The organism is Chitinophagaceae bacterium (assembly GCA_016710165.1).
GTDB lineage: Bacteria > Bacteroidota > Bacteroidia > Chitinophagales > Chitinophagaceae > Ferruginibacter.
This window is the reverse complement of sequence record JADJLJ010000001.1, coordinates 1,670,799-1,693,333: the sequence shown is the minus strand read 5'-3', so window position 1 is coordinate 1,693,333 and position 22,535 is coordinate 1,670,799. Positions and strand designations below refer to the sequence as shown.

19 protein-coding genes are annotated in these 22,535 nt (G+C 45.8%); 13 read left to right on the top strand and 6 right to left on the bottom strand.

The window, feature by feature from the left end; all coding sequences use genetic code 11:
• Position 1 precedes the first annotated feature (1 nt).
• The 5 genes from IPJ02_07255 to IPJ02_07235 form a co-directional block, all read right to left on the bottom strand.
• Positions 2 to 2,527: an outer membrane beta-barrel protein gene (locus tag IPJ02_07255; protein MBK7375344.1), complete on the bottom strand. Its 2,526-nt coding sequence runs from the start codon at positions 2,525 to 2,527 to the stop codon at positions 2 to 4.
• 35 nt (positions 2,528 to 2,562) lie between these two features.
• On the bottom strand, positions 2,563 to 2,781 hold the full coding sequence (locus IPJ02_07250; protein ID MBK7375343.1) for a carboxypeptidase-like regulatory domain-containing protein: 219 nt from the start codon (positions 2,779 to 2,781) through the stop codon (positions 2,563 to 2,565).
• A gap of 137 nt (positions 2,782 to 2,918) precedes the next feature.
• Positions 2,919 to 3,983, bottom strand: coding sequence for an ACR3 family arsenite efflux transporter (arsB, locus tag IPJ02_07245; protein ID MBK7375342.1), 1,065 nt, complete (start codon positions 3,981 to 3,983; stop codon positions 2,919 to 2,921).
• Between the two features lie 18 nt (positions 3,984 to 4,001).
• Entirely contained in the window at positions 4,002 to 4,334 is a 333-nt protein-coding gene (locus IPJ02_07240; GenBank protein MBK7375341.1) for a winged helix-turn-helix transcriptional regulator, read from the bottom strand.
• 110 nt (positions 4,335 to 4,444) lie between these two features.
• Complete coding sequence (locus IPJ02_07235) at positions 4,445 to 5,680, bottom strand: porin (protein MBK7375340.1); 1,236 nt, start codon at positions 5,678 to 5,680, stop codon at positions 4,445 to 4,447.
• Between the two features lie 200 nt (positions 5,681 to 5,880).
• Between IPJ02_07235 and IPJ02_07230 the strand changes: the two genes are divergently transcribed.
• From IPJ02_07230 to IPJ02_07200, 7 genes are all read left to right on the top strand, one after another.
• The gene (locus IPJ02_07230; GenBank protein ID MBK7375339.1) at positions 5,881 to 6,531 is read left to right on the top strand and encodes a DUF47 domain-containing protein; all 651 of its coding nucleotides are present in this window, start codon (positions 5,881 to 5,883) and stop codon (positions 6,529 to 6,531) included.
• A gap of 33 nt (positions 6,532 to 6,564) precedes the next feature.
• Positions 6,565 to 8,274: an inorganic phosphate transporter gene (locus tag IPJ02_07225; GenBank protein ID MBK7375338.1), complete on the top strand. Its 1,710-nt coding sequence runs from the start codon at positions 6,565 to 6,567 to the stop codon at positions 8,272 to 8,274.
• 65 nt (positions 8,275 to 8,339) lie between these two features.
• Entirely contained in the window at positions 8,340 to 9,395 is a 1,056-nt protein-coding gene (galE, locus tag IPJ02_07220; protein ID MBK7375337.1) for a UDP-glucose 4-epimerase GalE, read from the top strand.
• 137 nt (positions 9,396 to 9,532) lie between these two features.
• Positions 9,533 to 10,486: a transketolase family protein gene (locus tag IPJ02_07215; protein MBK7375336.1), complete on the top strand. Its 954-nt coding sequence runs from the start codon at positions 9,533 to 9,535 to the stop codon at positions 10,484 to 10,486.
• 69 nt (positions 10,487 to 10,555) lie between these two features.
• Positions 10,556 to 11,107, top strand: coding sequence for a sigma-70 family RNA polymerase sigma factor (locus IPJ02_07210; GenBank protein ID MBK7375335.1), 552 nt, complete (start codon positions 10,556 to 10,558; stop codon positions 11,105 to 11,107).
• A 33-nt stretch (positions 11,108 to 11,140) separates the two neighbouring features.
• Positions 11,141 to 11,884, top strand: coding sequence for a hypothetical protein (locus IPJ02_07205; GenBank protein ID MBK7375334.1), 744 nt, complete (start codon positions 11,141 to 11,143; stop codon positions 11,882 to 11,884).
• 9 nt (positions 11,885 to 11,893) lie between these two features.
• Positions 11,894 to 12,304 carry a hypothetical protein gene (locus IPJ02_07200; GenBank protein MBK7375333.1) on the top strand — a complete coding sequence of 137 codons (411 nt, stop codon included), beginning with the start codon at positions 11,894 to 11,896 and terminating at the stop codon, positions 12,302 to 12,304.
• A gap of 178 nt (positions 12,305 to 12,482) precedes the next feature.
• Here the strand turns inward: IPJ02_07200 and IPJ02_07195 are convergent, their stop codons facing one another.
• Positions 12,483 to 15,338 carry a T9SS type A sorting domain-containing protein gene (locus IPJ02_07195; protein MBK7375332.1) on the bottom strand — a complete coding sequence of 952 codons (2,856 nt, stop codon included), beginning with the start codon at positions 15,336 to 15,338 and terminating at the stop codon, positions 12,483 to 12,485.
• A 510-nt stretch (positions 15,339 to 15,848) separates the two neighbouring features.
• On the opposite strand from IPJ02_07195, the gene IPJ02_07190 reads away from it, so the two are divergent.
• The 6 genes from IPJ02_07190 (at position 15,849) to IPJ02_07165 (ending at position 22,469) form a co-directional block, all read left to right on the top strand.
• Positions 15,849 to 17,429, top strand: a complete 1,581-nt coding sequence (locus tag IPJ02_07190) for a F0F1 ATP synthase subunit alpha (GenBank protein MBK7375331.1) — start codon at positions 15,849 to 15,851, stop codon at positions 17,427 to 17,429.
• Positions 17,430 to 17,552: 123 nt separating this feature from the next.
• Positions 17,553 to 18,248, top strand: coding sequence for a zinc metallopeptidase (locus IPJ02_07185; protein ID MBK7375330.1), 696 nt, complete (start codon positions 17,553 to 17,555; stop codon positions 18,246 to 18,248).
• A gap of 74 nt (positions 18,249 to 18,322) precedes the next feature.
• Positions 18,323 to 19,036 (top strand): ATP-dependent Clp protease proteolytic subunit, encoded by a 714-nt coding sequence (locus tag IPJ02_07180; protein ID MBK7375329.1) that lies wholly within the window; start codon positions 18,323 to 18,325, stop codon positions 19,034 to 19,036.
• Between the two features lie 26 nt (positions 19,037 to 19,062).
• Complete coding sequence (locus IPJ02_07175) at positions 19,063 to 19,656, top strand: ATP-dependent Clp protease proteolytic subunit (protein ID MBK7375328.1); 594 nt, start codon at positions 19,063 to 19,065, stop codon at positions 19,654 to 19,656.
• Between the two features lie 167 nt (positions 19,657 to 19,823).
• Positions 19,824 to 21,065 carry an ATP-dependent Clp protease ATP-binding subunit ClpX gene (gene clpX / locus IPJ02_07170; GenBank protein ID MBK7375327.1) on the top strand — a complete coding sequence of 414 codons (1,242 nt, stop codon included), beginning with the start codon at positions 19,824 to 19,826 and terminating at the stop codon, positions 21,063 to 21,065.
• Between the two features lie 141 nt (positions 21,066 to 21,206).
• Positions 21,207 to 22,469, top strand: coding sequence for an adenylosuccinate synthase (locus IPJ02_07165; GenBank protein MBK7375326.1), 1,263 nt, complete (start codon positions 21,207 to 21,209; stop codon positions 22,467 to 22,469).
• Positions 22,470 to 22,535: the final 66 nt, after the last annotated feature.

Below are 22,535 nucleotides of genomic sequence, written 5' to 3'. Positions count from 1 at the left end.
TTTATTTAATGGTATATGCAAAACTGAGTGAAACGTTGGTGCCATAATTCCTGCTGATGGCTAAAACATCTTTGGATGTCTTACTGTATTTCTTATTATTGTCCAGGTCGTGATAGAAATTGGCCCGGCTGTTGATGATGTCGCTGATGTTGAGTTTGATTTCTCCTTTTCTTTTAAAGACCTTTTGCGCAAGCTGCAGGTCCAGCAGGGGCCTTGGGGCTTCCCATATATCGGAGATCGCTTCGTTGCCCACGAATAAGATCCTGCGGCCGATCTGGTTAAACAGTAATGTACTGCTGAACCCGATCTTCTCCACGTCATACTGTAAACCGAAATTGATGAGATAAGGGCTTTGTCCCTGTAATGGCCTGTCCACGGTTCCGGTGGTGTCTTTAACGCGGCTGTAGATATAACTCAGGTTACCGCTGAACGTAAAGTTCTTAAGGGCACTTATGAAATCAAGTTTTTTCCTGAATTCCAGTTCTGCACCATATGCCGTTGCATTTTTGGTGTTCAGGATATTGAAAGTGTTGGTGCCAGGTCCTGTTCTGTTGAAATAATATTCGATCGGTTTGTCGAAATGCTTGAAATAAGCGCCAACGGTGAATAATTCCCCTGCACGCGGATATAATTCATAGCGAAGGTCAAAATTCGAGACCTTGGTACGCTCTGCTGATTTGTTACCCACCACCTGGGCTCCCAATTCAAAGTCGTAGAAGGCAAAAGGACTCAATTCCCTGAACTCGGGCCTGATCACGGTCTGGCTTGCTGCAAAACGGAAGTTGGTCTTGTTATTCAGTTTATAGGTAAGGTTTAGTCCGGGCAGAAAATCCTTTACCAGGCTATTCACATGCCGGGGATCATCTTTCCTTACACTTCCAACCAACTGGTCATAGCTTTCAAACCGGGCTCCCCATACCAGCCGTAATTTGTTGCCAATGGGATTGTCAAACTGCAGGTAAACAGCATTTAAAATGGTATTGGCCACATAGCGGTACGCATTGCCATTGATCTCGTCAAACTGAACTTTATCGTTGCCCGTACCAAAATTCTCCGGTGCATACAACTGGTCTGGCGAAAGTAATTTTATCGCATTGCTGGCCGTGTTGGTATAAAAGGGGCGGCTGTCGAACAAGCGGTCCTTTACCTGGAAAAGATAACCGGCTTTTACGCTGTGGGTCTTTCCTTTGATGTTAAGTGATTTGGTCACATCGCCGCCGGCATTGTAGATATAATCATTCAGGAAGCTGTAGAAAATGCTCCCGCTTTTTTGTCCTGCGCCCAGGCCCAGTAAAGCATAGTAAGGTGCAGAAGGATCATTCCCGTCCTGGGTATAGAACAGCCTGCGCTGGTCGGGTATGTACTGATCAAGGATATTGAACCCGCCATACCATTTGATCTTTGTTTGCAGCGTTGGTAAATTATGCTCGCCAATGAGCTGTGTATTGAAAAAAGTATTTTGCCTGAAGCCAATCTCGGTTGCTTTAACACGGTCTCCGTTTCCGCCACCGCTTATGATATAATCCCTTCCGTCGTACCGGTCACTGACAAAATCGCTGGTATTGATATTCAGTAGATTCTTTACCGAGATCTTGTTGTTGTTGTTCAGTTGCAGGGTAACATTGGCAAGGGCGCCGGCCAGTACATCCCGGCTGTATTTATTGTTGTTGTACCTTATTTCAACATCGCCCTCGTTATTGGCAATAAAGATGTTGTCAAAAGGAGTACGTTTGTTGGATTGATTATAGGTAAGTGCAAAGATGCCGGCAATTTTTTTACCGAATATCCTTGTACTTCCCCCACCATTTACCTGGAAAGAGGAATTGATGGGAGCATTACCGGATTTTGCAACCCAGTTATTCCTGAAATTTTTTCCCAATGCCGCCTTTTCGGCAGGAGATAATGCGCTGAACTCGGATTTTACCGGTATAGAAGCAGGTAAGCCCCTTTCTTTATTATCAATACCCAGCCAGTCTAATTTCCCCCCCGGTGCCTGTTGGAAATCCCTGCCAATGGTATTGCTGTTAAACCCGGTCCCTAACTGAACGTTAAGAAAGGAAGCAGCCGGAACATCTTTTGTTTGTACCTGTACCAGACCACCTGCCCATTCACCCGGCAGTTCGGGAATGAAGGTCTTGTTCATCACGATGTTGTCGATCATGGCAGCGGGGAAAATGTCGAAACTGAATGTTTTCCTGTCGGGTTCGGTGCTGCTCAGTGCAATGCCGTTGAGCATGGCCATATTGTAACGGTCGCTTAAACCACGTACCACCAGGTATTTTCCTTCCTGTACAGAAGTGCCCGTAACCCGTTTCAGTACTTCACCGGTGTTTTTATCCGGAGACCGTTTAATGGTTTCAGCACTGATGACCTGGGCCACCACAGAAGTATTTCTTTGATACGTGATCAGGGCAGCTGCACTTTCCTTCCGGGCCGACGTTGTTCTTACCACAACCGCATCCTCTGTTTTGGCAAGCTTATCCAGGTTAATGTCAATTCTTGATACCTGGCCGGCAATTATTTCCACGTCGGTCAGTTCTTTTGGCTGGTAACCTACCGAAGTTAACTGCAGAGTATATTTTTCCCTGCCTCCAGTGTGATGACAAAGAAACCATCCATATTGGTGGCTGAAACGGATTTGCTTCCATTCACGGAAACAGAAACACCCGACAAAGCAGCGCCGGATTTTGAGTCGGTGACCTTTCCTTCGATCTTTCCGGATTGGGCATTCAGGGTGAAAGAGAGGGTAAAAAAAGCAAGTAGAAGTAACAGTGATTTCATGCCGTAAATATTTACTGCAAAAGGACAACTTTCATGTTATCGCAGCATGAATTGAATGTTACCGTAGTGTTACCTGTATATTACGTAATTGTTAAGGGAAGGTATACAGCTGTGAGGGCCCATCGCCTGCGGGGGGATCATAAAGCATCGTATTTTTTCCTGAACCAGAAAGCAACATTCACCAGGGCGATCAATGCCGGCACTTCCACCAACGGGCCGATCACGCCGGCAAAGGCCTGGCCGCTGTTGATGCCGAATACACCAATGGCAACCGCGATGGCCAGTTCAAAGTTATTGCCTGCGGCCGTAAAAGCGATGGATGCATTGGTGGAGTAATCAGCACCCATTCGTTTACCTATGAAAAAACTTACCAGGAACATGATGGCAAAGTAAATGACCAGCGGAAGAGCGATCCGCAATACATCCAGCGGGATCTGAACGATCAGTTCGCCTTTCAGGCTGAACATGACAACAATGGTAAAGAGTAAGGCGATCAGTGTTATGGGAGATACGAAGGGGATGAATTTTGCCTGGTACCATTCTTTCCCCTTCCATTTTAACAGGAAATACCTGGTAAGAAATCCTGCCAGGAAAGGGATGCCCAAATAGATGGCAACACTTTCTGCGATCTGCCCGATCGTTATATCCACCACCGAACCGGTGATGCCAAACCAGGGCGGGAGTACCGTTACAAAAAACCAGGCATATACACTGTACAGGAGAACCTGGAAGATGCTGTTCAATGCAACTAAACCGGCGGCATATTCCCGGCTGCCATCTGCCAGTTCATTCCACACGATCACCATGGCAATGCAGCGGGCAAGACCAATAAGGATCAATCCCACCATGTATTCGGGATAATCCTGTAAAAATGTGATAGCCAGGATGAACATGAGGACCGGGCCAATGATCCAGTTAAGCAATAATGAAACGCCAAGTACCCTGGTGTTTTTGAAAACCTCCTTCAGTTTATCGTACTTCACTTTTGTAAAAGGCGGGTACATCATAAGTATCAATCCTACTGCTAAAGGAATATTTGTTGTACCCGAAGAAAATGAATTGATAAACGTTGATGATGCCGGAAAGAAATAGCCGATTGCTACACCAAGTGCCATAGCCAGAAAGATCCACAGGGTGAGATAGCGGTCTAAAAATCCAAGTTTCTTTCTTTCGTGTGCCGGCGCACAGTTGTTTGCGGTCATGGTCCTGTTATTTTAGTATCAGCAGCAATCATTTTTTTTCTTTTCCAGCCGGGCGGCAATGGCGGCAAAGTATGTTTGCATCCGGGCAATGGCCTTTTCATCAAGGCAATAACAGATGGCATTGCCTTCGATGCTTCCTTTAATAAGTCCTGCGTTCCTGAGTTCTTTCAGGTGTTGCGAAACAGTAGGCTGGGCCAACGGCAGTTTATTTACAATATCACCGCAGATACAGGTGTCAACAGATAATAAATAGTCAATGATGGCAACCCTTGCCGGATGCCCCAGTGCTTTGGCCATCGTGGCAATGGAATTGTGTTTGCCCGTGAACCATTCAGTCTTTGTTGCCCCCATTACTTTAATTTAATATTGCAATATTACGATAAATGGGGCAGAGACCGACCCGGTTTAAAATGATCCTGGTCCTGGGAGTAGGTTTTTTTATGCTGTAAAAGGAAAGAGGTTCAGAACCTGAACTGGATCCTGCAGGTAAATACATTGTCTCTTACATCGGTTGTATATCCTGCCAGCTGCGTTTTTTCATTCCAAACCCGGGCATAGTATAATACCAGTTTCATGTTCTCGCTTATGTGATACATATATCCCAAACCCAGTGTGGAATATTTGATATTGGCAGCCGTAAAGTTTGAACCGGGAACACCGATCTCTGTTCCTTTTACTTTACTGTTGGGATCATACCAGTCGTATTTTAAGATCAGCAGGTGGTTGGGAGAGAACAGGTGTTGCAGTAAATAGAAGTAAGCCCCGTTGAAATTCCTTTGATGGAAACCATCGGTGCCTGTCAGCAAAGCGTTGGGCGTTTCCGGGTTGCTGACTGTGGCGGTTTGGGTGCCGGCAGTAAATTCAGCTCTTAGTTCAGTAAACCGACCTGCGCCGTTCCTGAGTTTCAACTGAACATCGGCGCCATAATAGCGGCGGGGCGATCTTGTTCCGGTGTTGGATGCCGTGGAGTCGACGACCACTTTTTTGATGCCGGCAGTTGTGGAGGTTGTAAAAATATATTTGGTGTTATTTTGGAGCCCACCAGACAAAATGGATGCCCCTGCCGTTAACTGCACTGATTTGCTGAGATGCAACGGTTTCAGGGAAATGCGGCCAATGAAATCTTTTATGTTATCAAAATCTCCGGATGCATTTATACCCTGGCCATTAAAGAAGCCGGCATCGATCTTGATATTTTTCAGCGGGTGTTCCTTTTGCCTTACTTCAAAACTGAGCATGGCGCCCAGGTCCCGTTCACTTTTCATGTGCAACTGGCTCATGCGGCCCCGTTCCGGACTTTCCCGGTCGCTGCTGCTCAGGTTGACCTCGTAACCAAATGGCCGGGCAAACATGCCGGTTGTGAAAGAAAAGAGTTTGAATCTATTTTCAAAGATCCTTCCCCAGACATCCCGTACGGTAAACCCCCGTTCATTGGCATCAAACTGGAAAACGATCTGCACCCCCGGTTTGGTTTCCTTACCAAAATGAACATAGTCAATCCGAACCCGGCTGCGGCGAAGCATGAAACGGTTGTTCACCTGGGCGGCAAAATCGCCTCCTTCAAAACTCTTTACTCCTTTTGCTGAGGCCACCTGGAACTGTGGCTGAATGTATCCCCCAATACGGAGGTGATCGAATTTCTTATAAACAGCAAGGAGTCCCCTGCCGGTTTCCTTGGTCGTATCCACCATATCCATCAAAAACTGGGCTTGTAAGCACTGGTAAAACAGGAGCATGGCTACCAGTAATGGAAGTCGTTTCTTAAGCATTTAGCAAATTTGGCGACAAAGGAATAACAAATTAATGTTACCCCTGTGTTAACAAATCATTATCATTTAAAAGGTACTTTACTTTATCTGGCCTAAAAGTTAACCTTTGCAGCAAAAAAAGCATAGATATGGCAGGCATAAATTCGATCTTAAAGATATTCTTACCAAAAGACAGGGTGTTCTTTCAGCTATTCGAAAGCGTAGTTGATGTGTTGGTGAAAATGGGCGAAAAACTGAAAGAAGTGGTTCATGAACCTGATTTTGACGAACGGGCAAAGCTGATCAAGGAAATTGAGGATATGGAACATACGAATGACGATTACACCCACCAGATATTCACCGAACTGGGAAGGAATTTTATCACCCCTTTTGACCGGGAAGACATTCATTACCTGGCTTCTGCCCTGGATGATATTGCTGATTATATACAGGCATCTGCCAAAAAGATAAATTTTTACCGGGTGAATCCCAATGATACAGGCATTCAGAAAATGGCCGATATCATTGCGCAGGGCTGTGTGGCAGTGCATGATGCAGTAAAGGAATTACGGAATATGAAAAACATGCGCCAGATCACCGATGCACTGGTCCAGATCAACAGCATAGAGAACCAGGGCGACGATATCTTTGATATGAGCATCGAAAAATTGTTTGCCGAAGAACCCGATGCCAAGGAGGTGATCAAGAAGAGAGAGATTTACCAGGTAATGGAAATTGTTACCGATAAGTGTGAAGACGCAGCGAATGTGATTGAGAGTATCATTGTGAAATACGCTTAAGTTAATTGGCAAATCTCAAATCTTACACAACACATGACTTTAGTAATCTTAATTATAGCCCTTGCCCTGATATTTGACTACATCAACGGGTTTCATGATGCGGCCAATTCGATCGCTACGGTTGTTTCCACCAAAGTGCTTACCCCTTTCCAGGCCGTGGTATGGGCGGCTATTTTTAATTGTGCGGCTTATTTTATTTTTAAGGATCATGCGGTTGCCAATACGATCAGCAAAACAGTTAACAAGGAATTCATCACCCTGCCGGTAATTTTATCCGGGCTGATAGCCGCCATTTTCTGGAACCTGCTTACCTGGTGGTATGGGATCCCTTCCTCTTCTTCCCACACGCTGATCGGTGCGTTTGCCGGCGCTGCCATCGCCCATGCATTGATGCAAAAGGGGCTGGGGTTCAGCTGGGGCAAAATCGTGGAATCAAGCATCATATTCAATACCGTTATATTTATCTTCCTGGCGCCCATCATCGGCATGATCATTTCCATTTTTATCACCATTGTCACGGTCATGCGGAATATCTGGGCCCGGATCGGGATCATTGCGCTGGCTACCATCTTAACTGTTTTCCTGTTCGATAAATTTGAAAGCAGCAAGATGGAGGAGAACCTTCAGAAGTTTTTAAAGATCGATAAATATAAAAAGGAAGTAAAGGCCGCGTTGGCGAAAAAAGAGGCCGATCCGAATGATACTGTGGCATTGAATGCTTATACTGCTGCCAAAGAAAAGCTGGATGAGGCATTGCCCAATTATGAAAAGATCGATGCGCTCGTCAAAGACTTTGATAAGCTCGGCGCCAAAGCCATCGCAAAGAAAGCTTCTGATGAAGGGTGGCTGAAAGACATTGAAGCCAGCCGGTTAAAAGATGATATCCGCAATGCCAATGACTTCCTGGTACTGGAAGCAAGATCCACCGGCGATGAAAAAGTAAAAGCAGAATACAATGCGGCGAAGAACACTACCGAAAATTATAAGGATCCTTTAAAAAAATATTTCAACCAGGAGATCGGTCTCGACAGTACGATGGCTGCCCTGCATGCCATTTACCCGATCAAGGAGGTCAATAAGGAAAAAGTAAGAAAGAAGATCGAAGGGTTCAGTATCGAAAAGGCCCTGGCCAAGGACATTGATAAGGCAGACAACAGTTCGATCGTTTGGGGTATTATTTTCACTTCCGTTTTGTTTTGCCTGGTTTACCTATACGTTGAGAAGATCAGGACCCCGACGGCATTCAAGGTTGCCAATATGTTCAAGAAACTGCAGTTGTTCAGTTCAGCCGCATTCAGTATCGGCCATGGCGGAAACGATGCCCAGAAAGTAATGGGTATCATCGGCGCTGCGTTGATCGCAAGCGGGTCCATCCAGAATTTTTCTGACCTGCCTAACTGGGTACCGGTTGCCTGTTATCTTGCCATCGGGTTAGGAACCATGAGCGGAGGATGGAAGATCGTAAAAACAATGGGTACAAAGATCACAAAAGTTACCCCGCTGGAAGGGGTTGCAGCAGAAACAGCCGGTGCATTCACTTTATTCTTTACCGGCCAGATGGGTATACCGGTTTCCACTACACATACCATTACCGGTTCCATCATGGGGGTGGGCGCCACAAAGCGATTGTCGGCCGTGCGCTGGGGGGTTACGGTGAATTTACTCTGGGCCTGGATATTAACGATACCGGTGAGTGGTTTACTGGCTGCAGGGATCTATTATATCGTAAACCTGATCTTATAAATTATAAACAAACGGCCATAAAAAATCACTCATCACCATGAGTGATTTTTTGTTTTCTTTGTACCATGAATAAAATCCTTGTTACCGGCGGCTGTGGATACATAGGCGTACACACTTTGGTAGACCTGATAGAGAACGGCTTTGAGGTGATCTCTGCCGATAACAACTCCAGAAGCAGCGATACCATCCTTGAATCGGTTGAAAAGATAACCGGCAAAAAAGTAAAGAATTATAAGGTCGACCTTTGTATCTATGATGATACCGTGGCCATCTTCCAGGAAAATCCCGATATCAGCGGTATCATTCATTTTGCTGCATACAAATCGGTTGGCGAGTCCGTCAAAAAACCCCTCCTTTATTTTGAGAATAACCTGAACTCGCTCATCAATATCTTAAAATGTGCCGATGAGTTTGGCGTCGACAATTTTGTTTTCTCCTCTTCCTGCACCGTGTATGGTAACCCGGATAATATACCGGTCACTGAAGAAAGCCCGATGAAGGCTGCTGAATCGGCCTATGGAGCCACCAAGCAAATGGGCGAACAGATCGTACGGGAAGCAGTGAATTGCAACAACAGCAAGGCGATCTTACTCCGTTACTTTAACCCGGTAGGCGCTCATCCTTCTGCATTGCTTGGTGAACTGCCGCTTGGCAAACCGGAAAACCTGGTCCCGGCCATTACACAAACAGCCATCGGTAAACTGCCTATGATGCAGGTCTTTGGAACCGATTATCCTACCCGGGACGGAAGTTGCCTGAGAGATTATATTCATGTATGTGATATAGCGCATGCCCATACGCTGGCGTTCAATTACCTGTTGCAGGATAAAAATGAAGGCAATTGTGAGATCTTTAATTTGGGTACCGGAAATGGATATACTGTTCTGGAGCTCATCCAGGAATTTGAAAAGGCAAGTGGTGTAAAACTGAACTACCGCCTTGGTCCCCGCCGCCCCGGTGATGTGATTGCCATTTATGCCAATAATGACAAGGCCCGTAATGTGTTGGGCTGGGTTCCCAAATACAACCTGCACCAGATGATGGCTACTGCATGGCAATGGGAACTGAAACTGAAAGAAGACGAGAATATATTCAATGCAAAAAATGCCGACCTGAACTGATCATTGCTTTTCGTCATCTTGATCACCGGTGTGTATTTACTTAAAAACTATGTGGGCAACTTTTTCATTCTCTTTTGACGCCCTGCAAATCTTTCTTTTACTTTGCGGCAATTAAAAAACCGAATAAAAGTTCAAGTATGCTCAACAATATCCAGGTTTCCGGCAATAAAGACACCCGCAGCGGTTTTGGGGATGGAATTTTGGAAGCAGCCCGGAAAAATCCCAATATCGTGGCCCTTACGGCCGACCTGGCAGGCTCATTGAAGTTGAACGGCTTCATGAAGGAATTCCCGGATCGCTTTATCCAGTGCGGCATTGCCGAAGCCAACATGATGGGTATTGCTGCCGGGCTTACCGTAGGGGGTAAGATCCCTTATACAACCACGTTTGCCAATTTTTCTACCGGCAGGGTTTACGACCAGATACGCCAGAGCATTGCTTACAGCGGCAAGAACGTAAAGATCTGTGCTTCGCACGCCGGACTTACCCTGGGAGAGGATGGAGCAACCCACCAGATACTGGAAGATATCGGGTTGATGAAAATGTTGCCGGGCATGACCGTGATCGTTCCGGCAGATTATAACCAGACAAAGGCGGCAACCATGGCCATTGCTGATTATGAAGGGCCGGTTTATTTGCGTTTTGGACGGCCGGTTTGGCCCATTTTTACCAACGAAGCAGATTTTGTTATAGGCAAGGCCCAGCAATTTTCCGTTGGTTCAGATGTTTCGATCTTTGCCTGCGGCCACCTGGTGTGGAAAGCAATTGAAGCCGCAAAAGTTCTCCAGGAAAAAGGCATTCGTGTTGATCTGTTGAATATTCATACCATCAAGCCATTAGATGAAGCGGCTGTTGTTGCTTCAATCAGTAAAACAAAATGTGCCGTAACCGCCGAGGAGCATAATATCATTGGCGGGCTTGGTGACAGCATTGCACAGGCTGCAGCAAGAAACTGCCCGGTACCCATTGAGTACATAGGTACCAACGATACGTTTGGCGAAAGCGGTAAACCCATTGAACTGCTTACAAAATACGGGCTGGATACTGCGCATATTGTTGCCGCAGCCGAAAAAGCCATTTCGAGGAAGTGACCCCCATTAAACTTTTGCAGATAAAACCAATCTTACGGTTGGTTTTTTTATTTTTACTGCTCAACCATTATGAAAGAACAAATCGACGATAAAGAACTGCTTATGCAGTTCAGGGAGCCTGCTACGAAAGAACGCAGCTTTACCCTCATCATTAAAAAATACCAGGAAAAACTATACTGGCATATCCGGCGTATGGTGGTTTCTCACGAGGACGCCAATGATGTATTACAGAATATGTTCATTAAAGTGTGGAATGCATTGGGGAATTTCAGGGAAGACAGCCAACTTTACACCTGGCTATACCGCATCGCCACCAATGAATGCCTTAGTTTCCTGGAACAACAGAAAAAAAGATCATCCGTTTCACTGAGCGATGTGGAAAACGGGTTAAGTAACCGGTTGAAGGCAGATAAGCACTTTGATGCCAATAAACTGGAATGGAAGCTACAGGTAGCTATCCAGCAATTGCCTGAAAAACAACGAGTTGTGTTTAATTTGCGATATTATGACGAGATGCCTTACGAGAAAATGAGCAGGATACTGGAGACCAGTGAGGGAGCATTAAAAGCAAGCTATCACCACGCCGTGAAAAAAATTGAGAATTTTATACTGAATAGTTAAACTATTAGCAATTAAAAGTGTCAGAAAGAACAGATGAAAAGCACAAATGACATATTGGAAGAATTAAGGGAACTAAGCCCGGTTTTGGCCGGCATGGAAAAATTGAATGTATTTACGGTTCCGGCAGGGTATTTTGATCTCTTGAGTGAGGATATTCTGGCGGGAGTAAGGAATGAAGGAAATACGGATGGCGATACCGGTTCTGGTTCAATTGAAGAGGTACCCCATGGCTATTTTGATTCATTGGCCGAAACCATCATGGGAAAGATAAAATCCACCCAGGTGGAAACCGCATCAGAAGAGACCAGGGCTTTATCACCCATGTTGTACAGCATCCGGAATGAAAATGTTTTTGAAGTTCCTGCCGGGTATTTTGAGGAGTTAAGTAATGCAGTGATCAGCAGGCTTACGCCACAGCAGGCTAAAATAGTGGTGATGAAAAGGCGTACAACCACTTTCTTCAAATATGCAGTGGCCGCTGCCTTTACCGGCGTGATGGCATTGGGTGTTTTTAAGTTAACCGGTCCGTCTAAAACAGCATTGCCCGACTATGTTATGGCCGGGTTGAAGATTGAAAATATTGACCAGGAGTTTTCAAAGATCTCTGATGATGAGATCGTGAAATACCTGGAAGCGGAAGGTAGTGATGTAAAAGCGGCGATCGTTGCCAACAGTGTTGATGAGAACGAACTGCCTTCGCAGGAAGAATACCTGATGGACGAAAAGGCATTGGATAAATATCTTAACAATATCAATTTAGGGGATCTGAAAAATTAAAATACGATCATGAAAAAATATCTACTTATACTGACACTGGTTCTTGGTGGTTTCTCTTTTGCCGGGGCGCAGGAAAATCAACCGGGTGATGAACAGAACAACCAGAAAAAGATCAAAGCCCTGTATGTTGCGTATGTATCAGAACAGTTGCAGTTAACGCCCGATGAAGCTCAGAAATTCTGGCCGGTGCATACCCAGTTTGAAAATGACATCCGCGGCGTAAATAAAGAACTGCCCGAACTTCAGAAGCAACAGGCTTACCTGGATGTGAAAAAAAGATACCAGGAGAATTTCTCCAGGATACTCGGTACGAACCGTTGCGAACGTTTCTTCCGGATGGACGGCGAATTTAAACGCAAACTATTGGAGCAATACAGGCAACGGAACAACCAACGGCCACGGATGAGAAGGTTGCAATAATTAGTTCATTTGTATTATTATATATTACTCCCTTTATACAAAAAGTATGAAGGGAGTTTTATTTTTTAATCATCCATTTACTCAGTTGCTGTAAGAGGGTATAAAAAAATCAGCCCGGTATAGCTTAATTAAGCTATACCGGGCTGAGAAATTGCCAATTCCGTAATATCAAATTTGATTAATGACGGATAATAATTCTATTAGCCAGTTGCATATTATCTGCCGACATTCTATAAATATAAGCACCGGCAGGTAGATCATTGGTTTTTAATGGTACCTGGTATATGCCCGCTTCCTGCCGGGTATTTATTAATGATCTTATCCTTTTACCCGTTAGATCATATAAAGCAATGTCCACCTTGCTATCATTCGCCAATTGATATTTAATGATACTGCTGGCATCAGCCGGATTGGGGTAAGCGTTATATAATTGGGTTGTTAATCCTGATAAAGTAACAAGCCGGGTTTCTGAATATTTAAACCTTCCATCATAATCTATTTGTTTTAACCGGTACATGAATTTATTTCCGCCGGTTGGCTCGTCTATATGTAAATAACCATGTTCGGCAGAAGAAGTGCCGTTGCCGGCAACGAACCCGGTCTTTTCAAAGTTCAATGCTGTATTATTATCACGGTAAATGCTTCTTTCAATTTCAAATCCTTTATTATTATTCTCGGAAGCTGTTCTCCATTCCAGTGTGACTTTTCCCTGCGGCTTTTCATACGCATTAAAGGAGCGGTAAGTAACAGGGAGTGCACCGGCTACACTGATTTCCCACATGCCCCTGCCGTGCGTGGCTATTCTTAATTTAGCACCCGCGGTAACGGCCATTCCAAATACAGCAACAACCGGCAAACCCGTACCGGCAGGGAACCAGGATGTGCCTCCATTTACAGAAGAAAATACTCCAACATCTGACCCCACAAAGATTTCGTTTGAATTCAATGGATTTACGGCAAATGCATTTACAGGTACAGCAGGAAGCCCGGTTGATACAGCATTCCAGGTTGGAGGATTGTTGTTCAGGTTTGTTGTCTTCCAGACACTGCTTTGGCCAAATGCAGAAAGGGTAACATATGCCGTTGTTTGGTTGTTGGGGTCTATGATCGTACGGGCGATAGCTACATTCGGGATCGTATTTAAGGGGTCGAGATCAACCAACGGGTTTGCCCCTGTACTGGTACCATACAAAGCTCCGTTGTTAAGTCCTACCATACGCACATCATCGTTTTGGGGGGAGATCCCGATAGCACTGATCGGAACTCCTGCCACAATTGGATTTTGGCTGACAACCGTATGGGTAGTACCGGTATTTGCAGAACGGTACAATCGGTCACTGCCATAATAGATCGTATTGGGATTTCCCGGCCCACGTTCCAGGGGGGCATAGAAATTAATGGTACCGGTACAGGTAATTCCATTGACGGTAGCACCGGCAGACTGGCATCCCCTGAATGACCACAAACCATCGGAAGCTGACGCCGTTGATGCCACCGTGCCGTACCCCTGGAGGGTTGTTGCATTGAAATAAGTATGATACATCCTCACATTCGTATTGTCAGGAGCATTTTGATCTATCTGGGCATATCCTCCATCTCCAAAATCTGCACGGGTCCATGTTCCGCCGGGTTGGTAAAAATTTGTGCCGTTATCCTGCGTACCGCCGATGGAAAAATTCGGGTCGGTGGGGTGTACCGCAATACTCATGAACTGGGTTGCACTGAATTGGGAATTATTCAATGGGGTCCATGATAAGCCGCTGTTGGTGGATTTGTAAATTCCCCCATCCGTTCCCATCCATACCTGGGTGGGGTCTGATGGGGAAACGGTAAGAACATGCGTATCTACATGCACACCCGCATTATTGTCGGTAAATGAAACGGCAGCATTGGTAGATTTGGCTGAAATAATAGTTGGACTTCCGCCGAGGTAAACCGTATTGGCATTGGTTGGATCTACTGCGATCGCAATATCGTAAAAGCATTGCCCGGTGCAGAAATTATTATCGATCTGCTGGGTCCAGGTTGCACCGCCATTAACGGATATGTATACCCTCCCCCCACCAAAGCCTGTTGCTGCATAAAAGGTTGCATCCGGGCCTGCCGTGTGGTGAACAGCAAATTCAGCGGTAACATCACTTGTTCCCCCGGTAAACGTAAGAACATTGGTGAAAGTAGGGGTTGCGGCTAACGCATTTGTTGACCGGTAAATTCCCCCGCCACTAGCTACCAGGTTTGCCACCATGATATTCGGATCAAGGGGATCAATGGAGATGTCCCGTACACTGAAATTATTATTGGGGGATGGAAGTACACCGATCTGGGTAAATGTAGGACTTGCCGTTGTTGCATTCGTTGACCGGTAAATTCCCCGGTTGCCGGCTGCAATACCCGCAGAAAAAATTCCACCAACGCCGGACGTGGAAGCAACGAAAATTGTATTGGGGTCGCTGGGATGTACAATGATCTTACCTATTGATCGCCCGGTAAATATATCAGCCGCTGCTGCGGTCTGGTTAAAAGGTCCGCTCAGGTTGGCTGTTGTGCTGGCATTATCAATCCGGTAAACGCCCACTCCAAAGTAACTGTCAGCAGAAAAGTTTGGTTCCCCTGTCCCGATGTAAATTGTTTCGGGCTGTGACGGGGAGATGGCTACCGAGCCGATCGCAAGGCTTAACGCATTATCCATTAAAGGGGTCCAGTTGGTGCCACCATCAGTTGTGCGATATAGACCACCCTGGGCAGTCCCTACATAAGCGATATTGGCATTTGCCGGGTGAATGGCAATAGCCGTTACCCGCCCGGAAACAGCGGTAGTAGGTGGAAATTGTGTTTGGCCATTTGGAATGGGTGCCGGACCAATAGGCATCCAGGCTTCACTGATCAGATTGCTTTCATAGGGTGCCTGGCCGGCCAGGATCATTCTTCGGTGATCTTCCATTTGCCGGATGGCCATGATCCGCAAGCCGGGATCAACTGGTCTTGCAGTATCAAAGCCCCTTTTCATGCCAATGGCTTCTGCCCGGCGTTTCATAAATTCCTCTTTATCAGTTTTATATTTGGCAAAATCCGGGATATCCGGATCAGTTTGTCCGTAGCCGGTCATGACTGGCATCACCAAGCATAGGAGCAGTAAAGTATTGTAAATATGTCCAGATACATTCTCTGTTGTAAAAATTTTCATAAGTATACCCTTTTAGAATTAATGGAAGGTACCTGTAAAAAAGCAGGTCAATTCAGTCCACTAAGTTAAATTTTTTTATAGTCCCGGTTTGAAATTTTTAAAACTATGCGCATAACAATTTCTGGCGTTTTTATCGTGGTCCCAATGAATCGTTTTTAGGAACATTCAGGCATTTAATAATCAACATTTGTAATTACCAATTTGTTCGTTCCCGGGCCTTGTGCATGCTATTTCCCTACCAGTTATGCGGATATGTTTTTTTCAATTTACTTCCCCCTTTTTTTGCCATTCCGCCCCTGTTCCCCTACCTTTGCAGCCGATTTAAAAAGGCCTTTTAATAAACATATCAATTAAATAATTATGGTAGAAATCAAGCCAGACGAGATCTCAGCGATCCTTCGCCAGCAGTTGAGCAATTTTAACGCCAGTGCCAGTTTGGAGGAAGTGGGAACAGTATTACAGGTGGGCGACGGTATTGCCCGTGTTTACGGACTGAACAATGTTCGTTCCGGTGAACTGGTTGAATTTGACAACGGCGTAAAAGCCATTGCCCTCAACCTGGAAGAAGATAATGTGGGTGTGGTATTAATGGGTGACAGCAGCGAAATCAAGGAAGGGGATAAAGTAAAGCGTACCGGCCAGATCGCCTCCATTAAAGTAGGCGAAGGAATGAGCGGTCGTGTGATCAACACCCTGGGAGAACCGATCGATGGCAAGGGCCCCATTAAAGGCGAGTTGTATGAAATGCCTCTTGAACGTAAGGCGCCGGGTGTGATCTTCCGGGAACCCGTAAAAGAACCCCTGCAAACAGGTATCAAGGCAATTGACGCCATGATCCCCATCGGCCGTGGACAAAGGGAACTGATCATCGGTGACCGGCAGACAGGTAAAACCGCCATTGCGGTTGATACCATCATCAATCAAAAAGAATTTTACGCAGCCGGAAAGCCGGTTTATTGCATATACGTGGCCATTGGCCAAAAAGCTTCTACCATTGCAGGTATAATGAAAACACTGGAGGAGAACGGAGCAATGCCTTACACGACCATTGTAGCGGCTTCTGCTTCTGATCCTGCCCCGTTGCAGTTCTATGCACCATTTGCCGGCGCTGCTATCGGCGAGTTCTTCCGGGATACCGGTCGTCCTGCCCTGATCATTTATGATGACCTGTCAAAGCAGGCGGTGGCTTACCGGGAGGTTTCCCTGTTGCTGCGAAGGCCACCCGGACGTGAAGCTTATCCGGGAGACGTATTCTACCTGCACAGCCGTTTATTGGAAAGGGCTGCCAAGGTGGTTTCCAAAGACGAGATCGCACAAAAGATGAATGACCTGCCTGAATCCATCAGGCACCTGGTAAAAGGCGGTGGTTCCCTGACGGCTTTGCCGATCATTGAAACGCAGGCGGGTGACGTATCTGCATACATTCCAACCAACGTGATCTCCATCACCGATGGCCAGATATTCCTGGAAGGTAACCTGTTCAACGCCGGTATCCGGCCTGCTATCAACGTAGGTATCTCGGTAAGCCGGGTGGGTGGTAATGCACAGATCAAATCCATGAAGAAAGTAGCAGGTACACTGAAACTTGACCAGGCTCTTTACCGTGAGCTGGAAGCCTTCTCTAAATTTGGCGGCGACCTGGATGCTGCAACCAAGAACGTAATTGACAAGGGCGCAAGAAACGTGGAAGTGCTGAAGCAGTTACAGTATTCACCCATGACCGTTGAAAAGCAGGTTGCCATTATTTACCTCGGTACACAGGGCCTGTTGAGGGATGTGGCTGTAAAGAATGTCAAGGCATTCGAAGAGCACTTCCTGATGGAAATGGAGAACAAGCACCCTGAAATCCTGGCTGAATTCAAAAAAGGCGCTTTGCCGGAAGACGGGCTGAAGAAGATGACAGAGCTGGCAGCAGGGCTGGCTGGCCAGTATAAGGCATAAAAGTATAAACTGAATATAGTAGCATAAAGAGAGGAGCGATCCTCTCTTTTTTGTTGCCTTGCCGAAATGGCATAAAAAAAGGTCTGGCTTGCTGTTTGCGATTTCCTACAGAAAAATAGCAACATGACAATTGGAATAATAGCCATATCGGTGGTATTTATGCTTATCGGTATGCTGGTTCAGTATCGTTTAAAAAGTAAATTCTCGGAATACAGCCGGGTTGCTACCAGCAGCGGCATGAGTGGCCGGGAAGTGGCAGAAAAGATGCTGAAGGATAATGGCATCTATGATGTACAGGTTATTTCGGCAGATGGTTTTCTTTCCGACCATTACAATCCGTTAAATAAAACAGTGAATCTCAGCCCGGATGTTTTTGAAGGAAGGACAGTGTCTGCTGCCGCTGTGGCAGCACACGAATGCGGGCATGCGGTGCAGCATGCCACCGCTTATTCAATGCTTATGCTGCGGAGCAAGCTAGTTCCGGCGGTCAAGATCAGCAGTACCTTATCGCAGTGGGTGATTATCGCAGGCCTGGGTATGTTTGGCTTTGGTGGCGGAAACCCCACTGTTCTGCTGATAGGCATTGTTCTGTTTGCCGTCAGCACCCTTTTCTCTGTAATTACATTGCCGGTTGAATTTGATGCTTCATCCCGGGCTTTGAAATGGCTTGATGGGGCACGCATCACAACCAATACGGAGCACACAAAGGCAAAGGATGCTTTGAAATGGGCTGCACTTACTTATGTGGTTGCCGCACTGGCTTCGATCGCCATGCTTGTTCAGTACATATTGATCTACCAGTCAAGAAGCAGGGATTAAGCAAAATTATTTTTGAGGCATTACAATCAACTATATTTGCTAAAGGTATTATTTAAAAAAAGCAATCGCTCACTATGAATTTTGGAAAAGAATTTGAGAAATACGCAGTCAGGCACAGGGGAATAAGCAGCAACATGCTGGATGGATACATCAAACACAATGTGACCAATCTTACTCCCAACATCATTGAAGAACGCCCCATGAATGTTGCCGTGATGGATGTGTACAGCCGGTTGATGATGGACAGGATCATCTTCCTGGGTTATCCCATCAACGATGAAGTGGCTAACATAGTTACAGCCCAGTTATTATTCCTGGAAAGCACTGACCGCAGCAGGGATATCCAGATGTATATCAATTGTCCGGGTGGCGGAGTATATGCAGGACTGGGGATGTACGACACCATGCAGTTCATCACCCCCGATATAGCGACCATCTGTACCGGTATGGCTGCCAGTATGGGTGCCGTGCTGATGTGTGCGGGTGCAAAAGGCAAACGTACAGCACTCAAACACAGCCGCATCATGATGCACCAGCCAAGTGCCGGTGCCGGCGGCCAGGCCAGTGATATAGAGATCACAGTTAATGAAGTGAAGAAAGTGAAGAAAGAACTTTACGAGATCATTGCGTTTCATACCGGCCAGCCAAGCGATAAAGTGGCTGTTGATTGCGACCGTGACCACTGGATGACAGCCATGGAAGCAAAAGAATATGGATTGCTTGATGAAGTATTGCTCATCAACCAGAAAAAAATAAAAAAGAACAGAAATAAAAAACACTTCGTATGAATTTCTACAGGAATAATGTTACCCGTATGGATGATGAAGACAAGCCGGATGTTCAGCCGGAGAACCCGATGGAAAAAATGATGAGCAGCTGGCAATTCGATAAAAAGTTTATTGAACAGCGCAAGGTCTTTTTGTGGGGTGTGGTGGATGATAAGAGTGCAAAGGACATTACCAACAGGCTCATGTACCTGGAAGCCATTGACCCTGGAAAAGAAATTACTTTTTATATCAACAGTCCGGGTGGCATTGTAACCAGCGGTATGGTAATTTATGATACCATGCAGATGATAAGTTCCCCGGTAAGTACCGTTTGCATGGGTATGGCTGCCAGTATGGGCAGTATATTACTCAGCGGTGGTGCAAAGGGCAAGCGGTTTATTTTCCCGAATGGGGAAGTGATGATACACCAGCCAAGCGGCGGCGGACAGGGTACCAGCGCAGACCTGGAGATCATGGCTGACCAGATCCGCAAAACCAAGCTGATGGGTGCCGAAATTCTGGCAAAGAACTGCGGCCAGACCGTTGAAAAGGTAATGAAAGACTTTGACCGGGATTACTGGATGGATGCCAAAGAATCTGTAGAATACGGCATTGTGGATGCCGTTTTGACCAAAATCTGAGGGAATTAAATCAAAATCATATGTAAAAGCCTCTTTTAGAGGCTTTTTTCATCATAATAAATTATAAGCAACGTTATAAACATAAAGCTTGTCTTATCACTGTAATTATTTGCTTTTATTACCTTTGTGCTGGTCGTTTGAACACACAGGTAAACGAAAACACTAATATGGCCAAACAGCAAACACTACATTGTTCATTTTGCGGGCGTAGCCGTGATGAGGTTAAAATACTCATTGCCGGCCAGGATGGGCATATCTGTGAAAACTGTGTTGAACATGCCGTGGAGATCATCGAACAGGAACTGGGTAGTTCTTCGGACAATAAACACCAGAATGCACAGGGTCATAAGCTCAGTGTAAAAAAGCCGATCGAGATAAAAAAATTCCTTGATGACTACGTGATCGGGCAGGACGATGCCAAAAAAATACTGTCGGTTGCGGTATATAACCATTATAAGCGCCTTAACCAAAAGCTGGACAATGATGTGGAAATTGAAAAAAGCAATATCATCATGGTCGGCGAAACGGGTACCGGCAAAACCCTGCTGGCAAAAACCATAGCCCGGATGCTGAACGTGCCCTTTGCCATTGTGGATGCCACCGTGTTCACCGAGGCCGGTTATGTGGGCGAGGACGTGGAGAGTATGCTCAGCCGTTTGTTGCAGGCGTGCAACTATGATGTGGCTGCTGCTGAAAAAGGAATTGTATTCATTGATGAGATAGATAAGATCGCCCGTAAAAGCGATAATCCTTCCATTACAAGGGATGTTAGTGGTGAAGGGGTGCAGCAGGGCCTGCTGAAATTACTGGAGGGAACAGAAGTACTGGTTCCGCCACAGGGGGGGCGCAAACATCCTGAACAGAAACTGATAAAGGTAAATACACAGAATATCCTTTTCATTTGCGGTGGCGCATTCGACGGCGTGGATAAGATCATTGCCCGCCGGGTTAATACCAATGCAATAGGCTTTAATGTAAATAAGGAGCTGCAGGAATACCAGCACGATAACCTGCTGCATTTTGTAAATGCGGTTGACCTTAAGCATTTTGGATTGATACCTGAATTGCTGGGCCGTTTACCCGTAGTTACCTATCTCAATCCGTTGGATGCAGAAACACTCCGCAGCATATTGACCGAGCCCAAAAACTCACTCATCAAGCAATTCACCCGCCTGTTTGAAATTGAGGGCATTGAACTCAGATTTGAACCGGCTGTACTTGATTTTATGGTTGAAAAAGCGCTGGAATACAAGCTGGGCGCCCGTGGTCTGCGCAGCATCTGCGAAAGTATCCTTACCGATGCCATGTATGAACTCCCTTCTCAAAAAGTGAAAACCTTTGAGGTAACGCTTGAATATGCCCATCGCAAGTTCAGCAGCAGCAAACTGAGCATGCTGAAAGTGGCTTAGTCAAACACTGCCTTGTACATTTCTCCCCAATTTTCAAACAACCCAATATCATTTTAGGTGGTTGATTTATTTCATTTTATTTTTACGCCGAACCGGGCTTAGGCCGCCGGTAAATCTCAACTAATAAATTCTGAATACGAAATGGTAGACGTAATACTTGGAATGCAGTGGGGCGATGAAGGCAAGGGAAAGATCGTGGATTATTTTGCTAAAAATTATGATGTGATCGCCCGTTTCCAGGGTGGCCCGAATGCCGGGCATACATTATACGTGGATGGAAAGAAAATAGTGCTTCACCAGATACCCAGCGGGATTTTCCATGAGTCTAAGACAAACCTGATAGGTAACGGGGTAGTGCTGGATGCAGTTACACTGAAAAGGGAATGCGGGCATGTGGCCGCCATGGGGGTTGATTTTAAGAAGAACCTCTATATCAGCGAACGGACACACCTTATTTTGCCTACACACCGTGCTTTGGATAAAGCCAGTGAACTTTCAAAGGGAAATCAAAAGATCGGAAGTACCCTGAAGGGAATTGGTCCGGCCTATATGGATAAAACAGGGCGCAACGGGCTCCGTGTTGGTAACCTGCTTGATAAGAGTTTTACGACGGAGTATATAAAACTGCGTCTCAAGCACCAGCGCCTGCTCGACAGTTTTAATTTCCAGGAAGATATCAGCGCCTGGGAAGAGGAGTTTTTTGAAGCCCTCGATTTTCTGCGGGATTTCAAAATCGTTAACGGGGAATATTTTATCAACGAAAAAATACAGAAAGGACAGCGTGTTCTGGCGGAAGGCGCACAGGGCAGTATGCTGGATGTGGACTTTGGTACATTCCCGTTTGTAACAAGCAGCAATACCATATCGGCTGGTGTCTGTACAGGTTTAGGGGTAGCCCCGCAAAAGATCAGGGAGGTTTTTGGCGTATCAAAAGCGTATTGCACCCGGGTTGGCAGCGGACCGTTTCCTACAGAACTGAATGATGAAACCGGAGAACTGATCCGCAAAACGGGAAATGAATTCGGCAGTACTACCGGCCGCCCACGCCGTTGCGGATGGATCGACGGGGTGGCCCTTCAGTTTGCCTGCATGATCAACGGAGTGACACAGATCATCATGACAAAGGCCGATATTCTTGACAACCTGGCCGAATTAAAGGTTTGCAACGGCTACAAGGTAAATGGCGAAGAAAAGAATTTTGTACCTTTTCAAATGAACAAAGTTGATATAGAACCCGTGTATAAGACCTTTAAAGGATGGATGCAGGATATATCCTCCATTCGTGATTTTGAGGGGCTGCCCAATGAAATGAAAACATATATCGGATACCTGAACGGTTACCTTGGAGTACCCGTGAAATACATCAGCAACGGCCCTGGCAGAGACCAGTTGATACTGGCATAAAAAAAATAAAAAAAAGTTCGAAATATTTTTGGCTATTTAAAAAACCCGTTGAAATTTTACAGTATT

Bases quoted from the DNA above. Each gene is read 5' to 3' on its own strand.
- IPJ02_07240 (MBK7375341.1), bottom strand. From the start codon at position 4,334: ATGGGGGCAACAAAGACTGAATGGTTCACGGGCAAACACAATTCCATT.
- IPJ02_07225 (MBK7375338.1), top strand. From the start codon at position 6,565: ATGACTTTAGTAATCTTAATTATAGCCCTTGCCCTGATATTTGACTAC.
- IPJ02_07185 (MBK7375330.1), top strand. From the start codon at position 17,553: ATGACAATTGGAATAATAGCCATATCGGTGGTATTTATGCTTATCGGT.
- IPJ02_07190 (MBK7375331.1), top strand. From the start codon at position 15,849: ATGGTAGAAATCAAGCCAGACGAGATCTCAGCGATCCTTCGCCAGCAG.
- IPJ02_07200 (MBK7375333.1), top strand. From the start codon at position 11,894: ATGAAAAAATATCTACTTATACTGACACTGGTTCTTGGTGGTTTCTCT.
- IPJ02_07250 (MBK7375343.1), bottom strand. From the start codon at position 2,781: ATGAAATCACTGTTACTTCTACTTGCTTTTTTTACCCTCTCTTTCACC.
- IPJ02_07180 (MBK7375329.1), top strand. From the start codon at position 18,323: ATGAATTTTGGAAAAGAATTTGAGAAATACGCAGTCAGGCACAGGGGA.
- clpX (MBK7375327.1), top strand. From the start codon at position 19,824: ATGGCCAAACAGCAAACACTACATTGTTCATTTTGCGGGCGTAGCCGT.
- IPJ02_07230 (MBK7375339.1), top strand. From the start codon at position 5,881: ATGGCAGGCATAAATTCGATCTTAAAGATATTCTTACCAAAAGACAGG.
- galE (MBK7375337.1), top strand. From the start codon at position 8,340: ATGAATAAAATCCTTGTTACCGGCGGCTGTGGATACATAGGCGTACAC.
- IPJ02_07215 (MBK7375336.1), top strand. From the start codon at position 9,533: ATGCTCAACAATATCCAGGTTTCCGGCAATAAAGACACCCGCAGCGGT.
- IPJ02_07235 (MBK7375340.1), bottom strand. From the start codon at position 5,680: ATGGATATGGTGGATACGACCAAGGAAACCGGCAGGGGACTCCTTGCT.
- IPJ02_07210 (MBK7375335.1), top strand. From the start codon at position 10,556: ATGAAAGAACAAATCGACGATAAAGAACTGCTTATGCAGTTCAGGGAG.
- IPJ02_07175 (MBK7375328.1), top strand. From the start codon at position 19,063: ATGGATGATGAAGACAAGCCGGATGTTCAGCCGGAGAACCCGATGGAA.
- IPJ02_07165 (MBK7375326.1), top strand. From the start codon at position 21,207: ATGGTAGACGTAATACTTGGAATGCAGTGGGGCGATGAAGGCAAGGGA.
- IPJ02_07195 (MBK7375332.1), bottom strand. From the start codon at position 15,338: ATGAAACGCCGGGCAGAAGCCATTGGCATGAAAAGGGGCTTTGATACT.
- IPJ02_07205 (MBK7375334.1), top strand. From the start codon at position 11,141: ATGAAAAGCACAAATGACATATTGGAAGAATTAAGGGAACTAAGCCCG.
- arsB (MBK7375342.1), bottom strand. From the start codon at position 3,983: ATGACCGCAAACAACTGTGCGCCGGCACACGAAAGAAAGAAACTTGGA.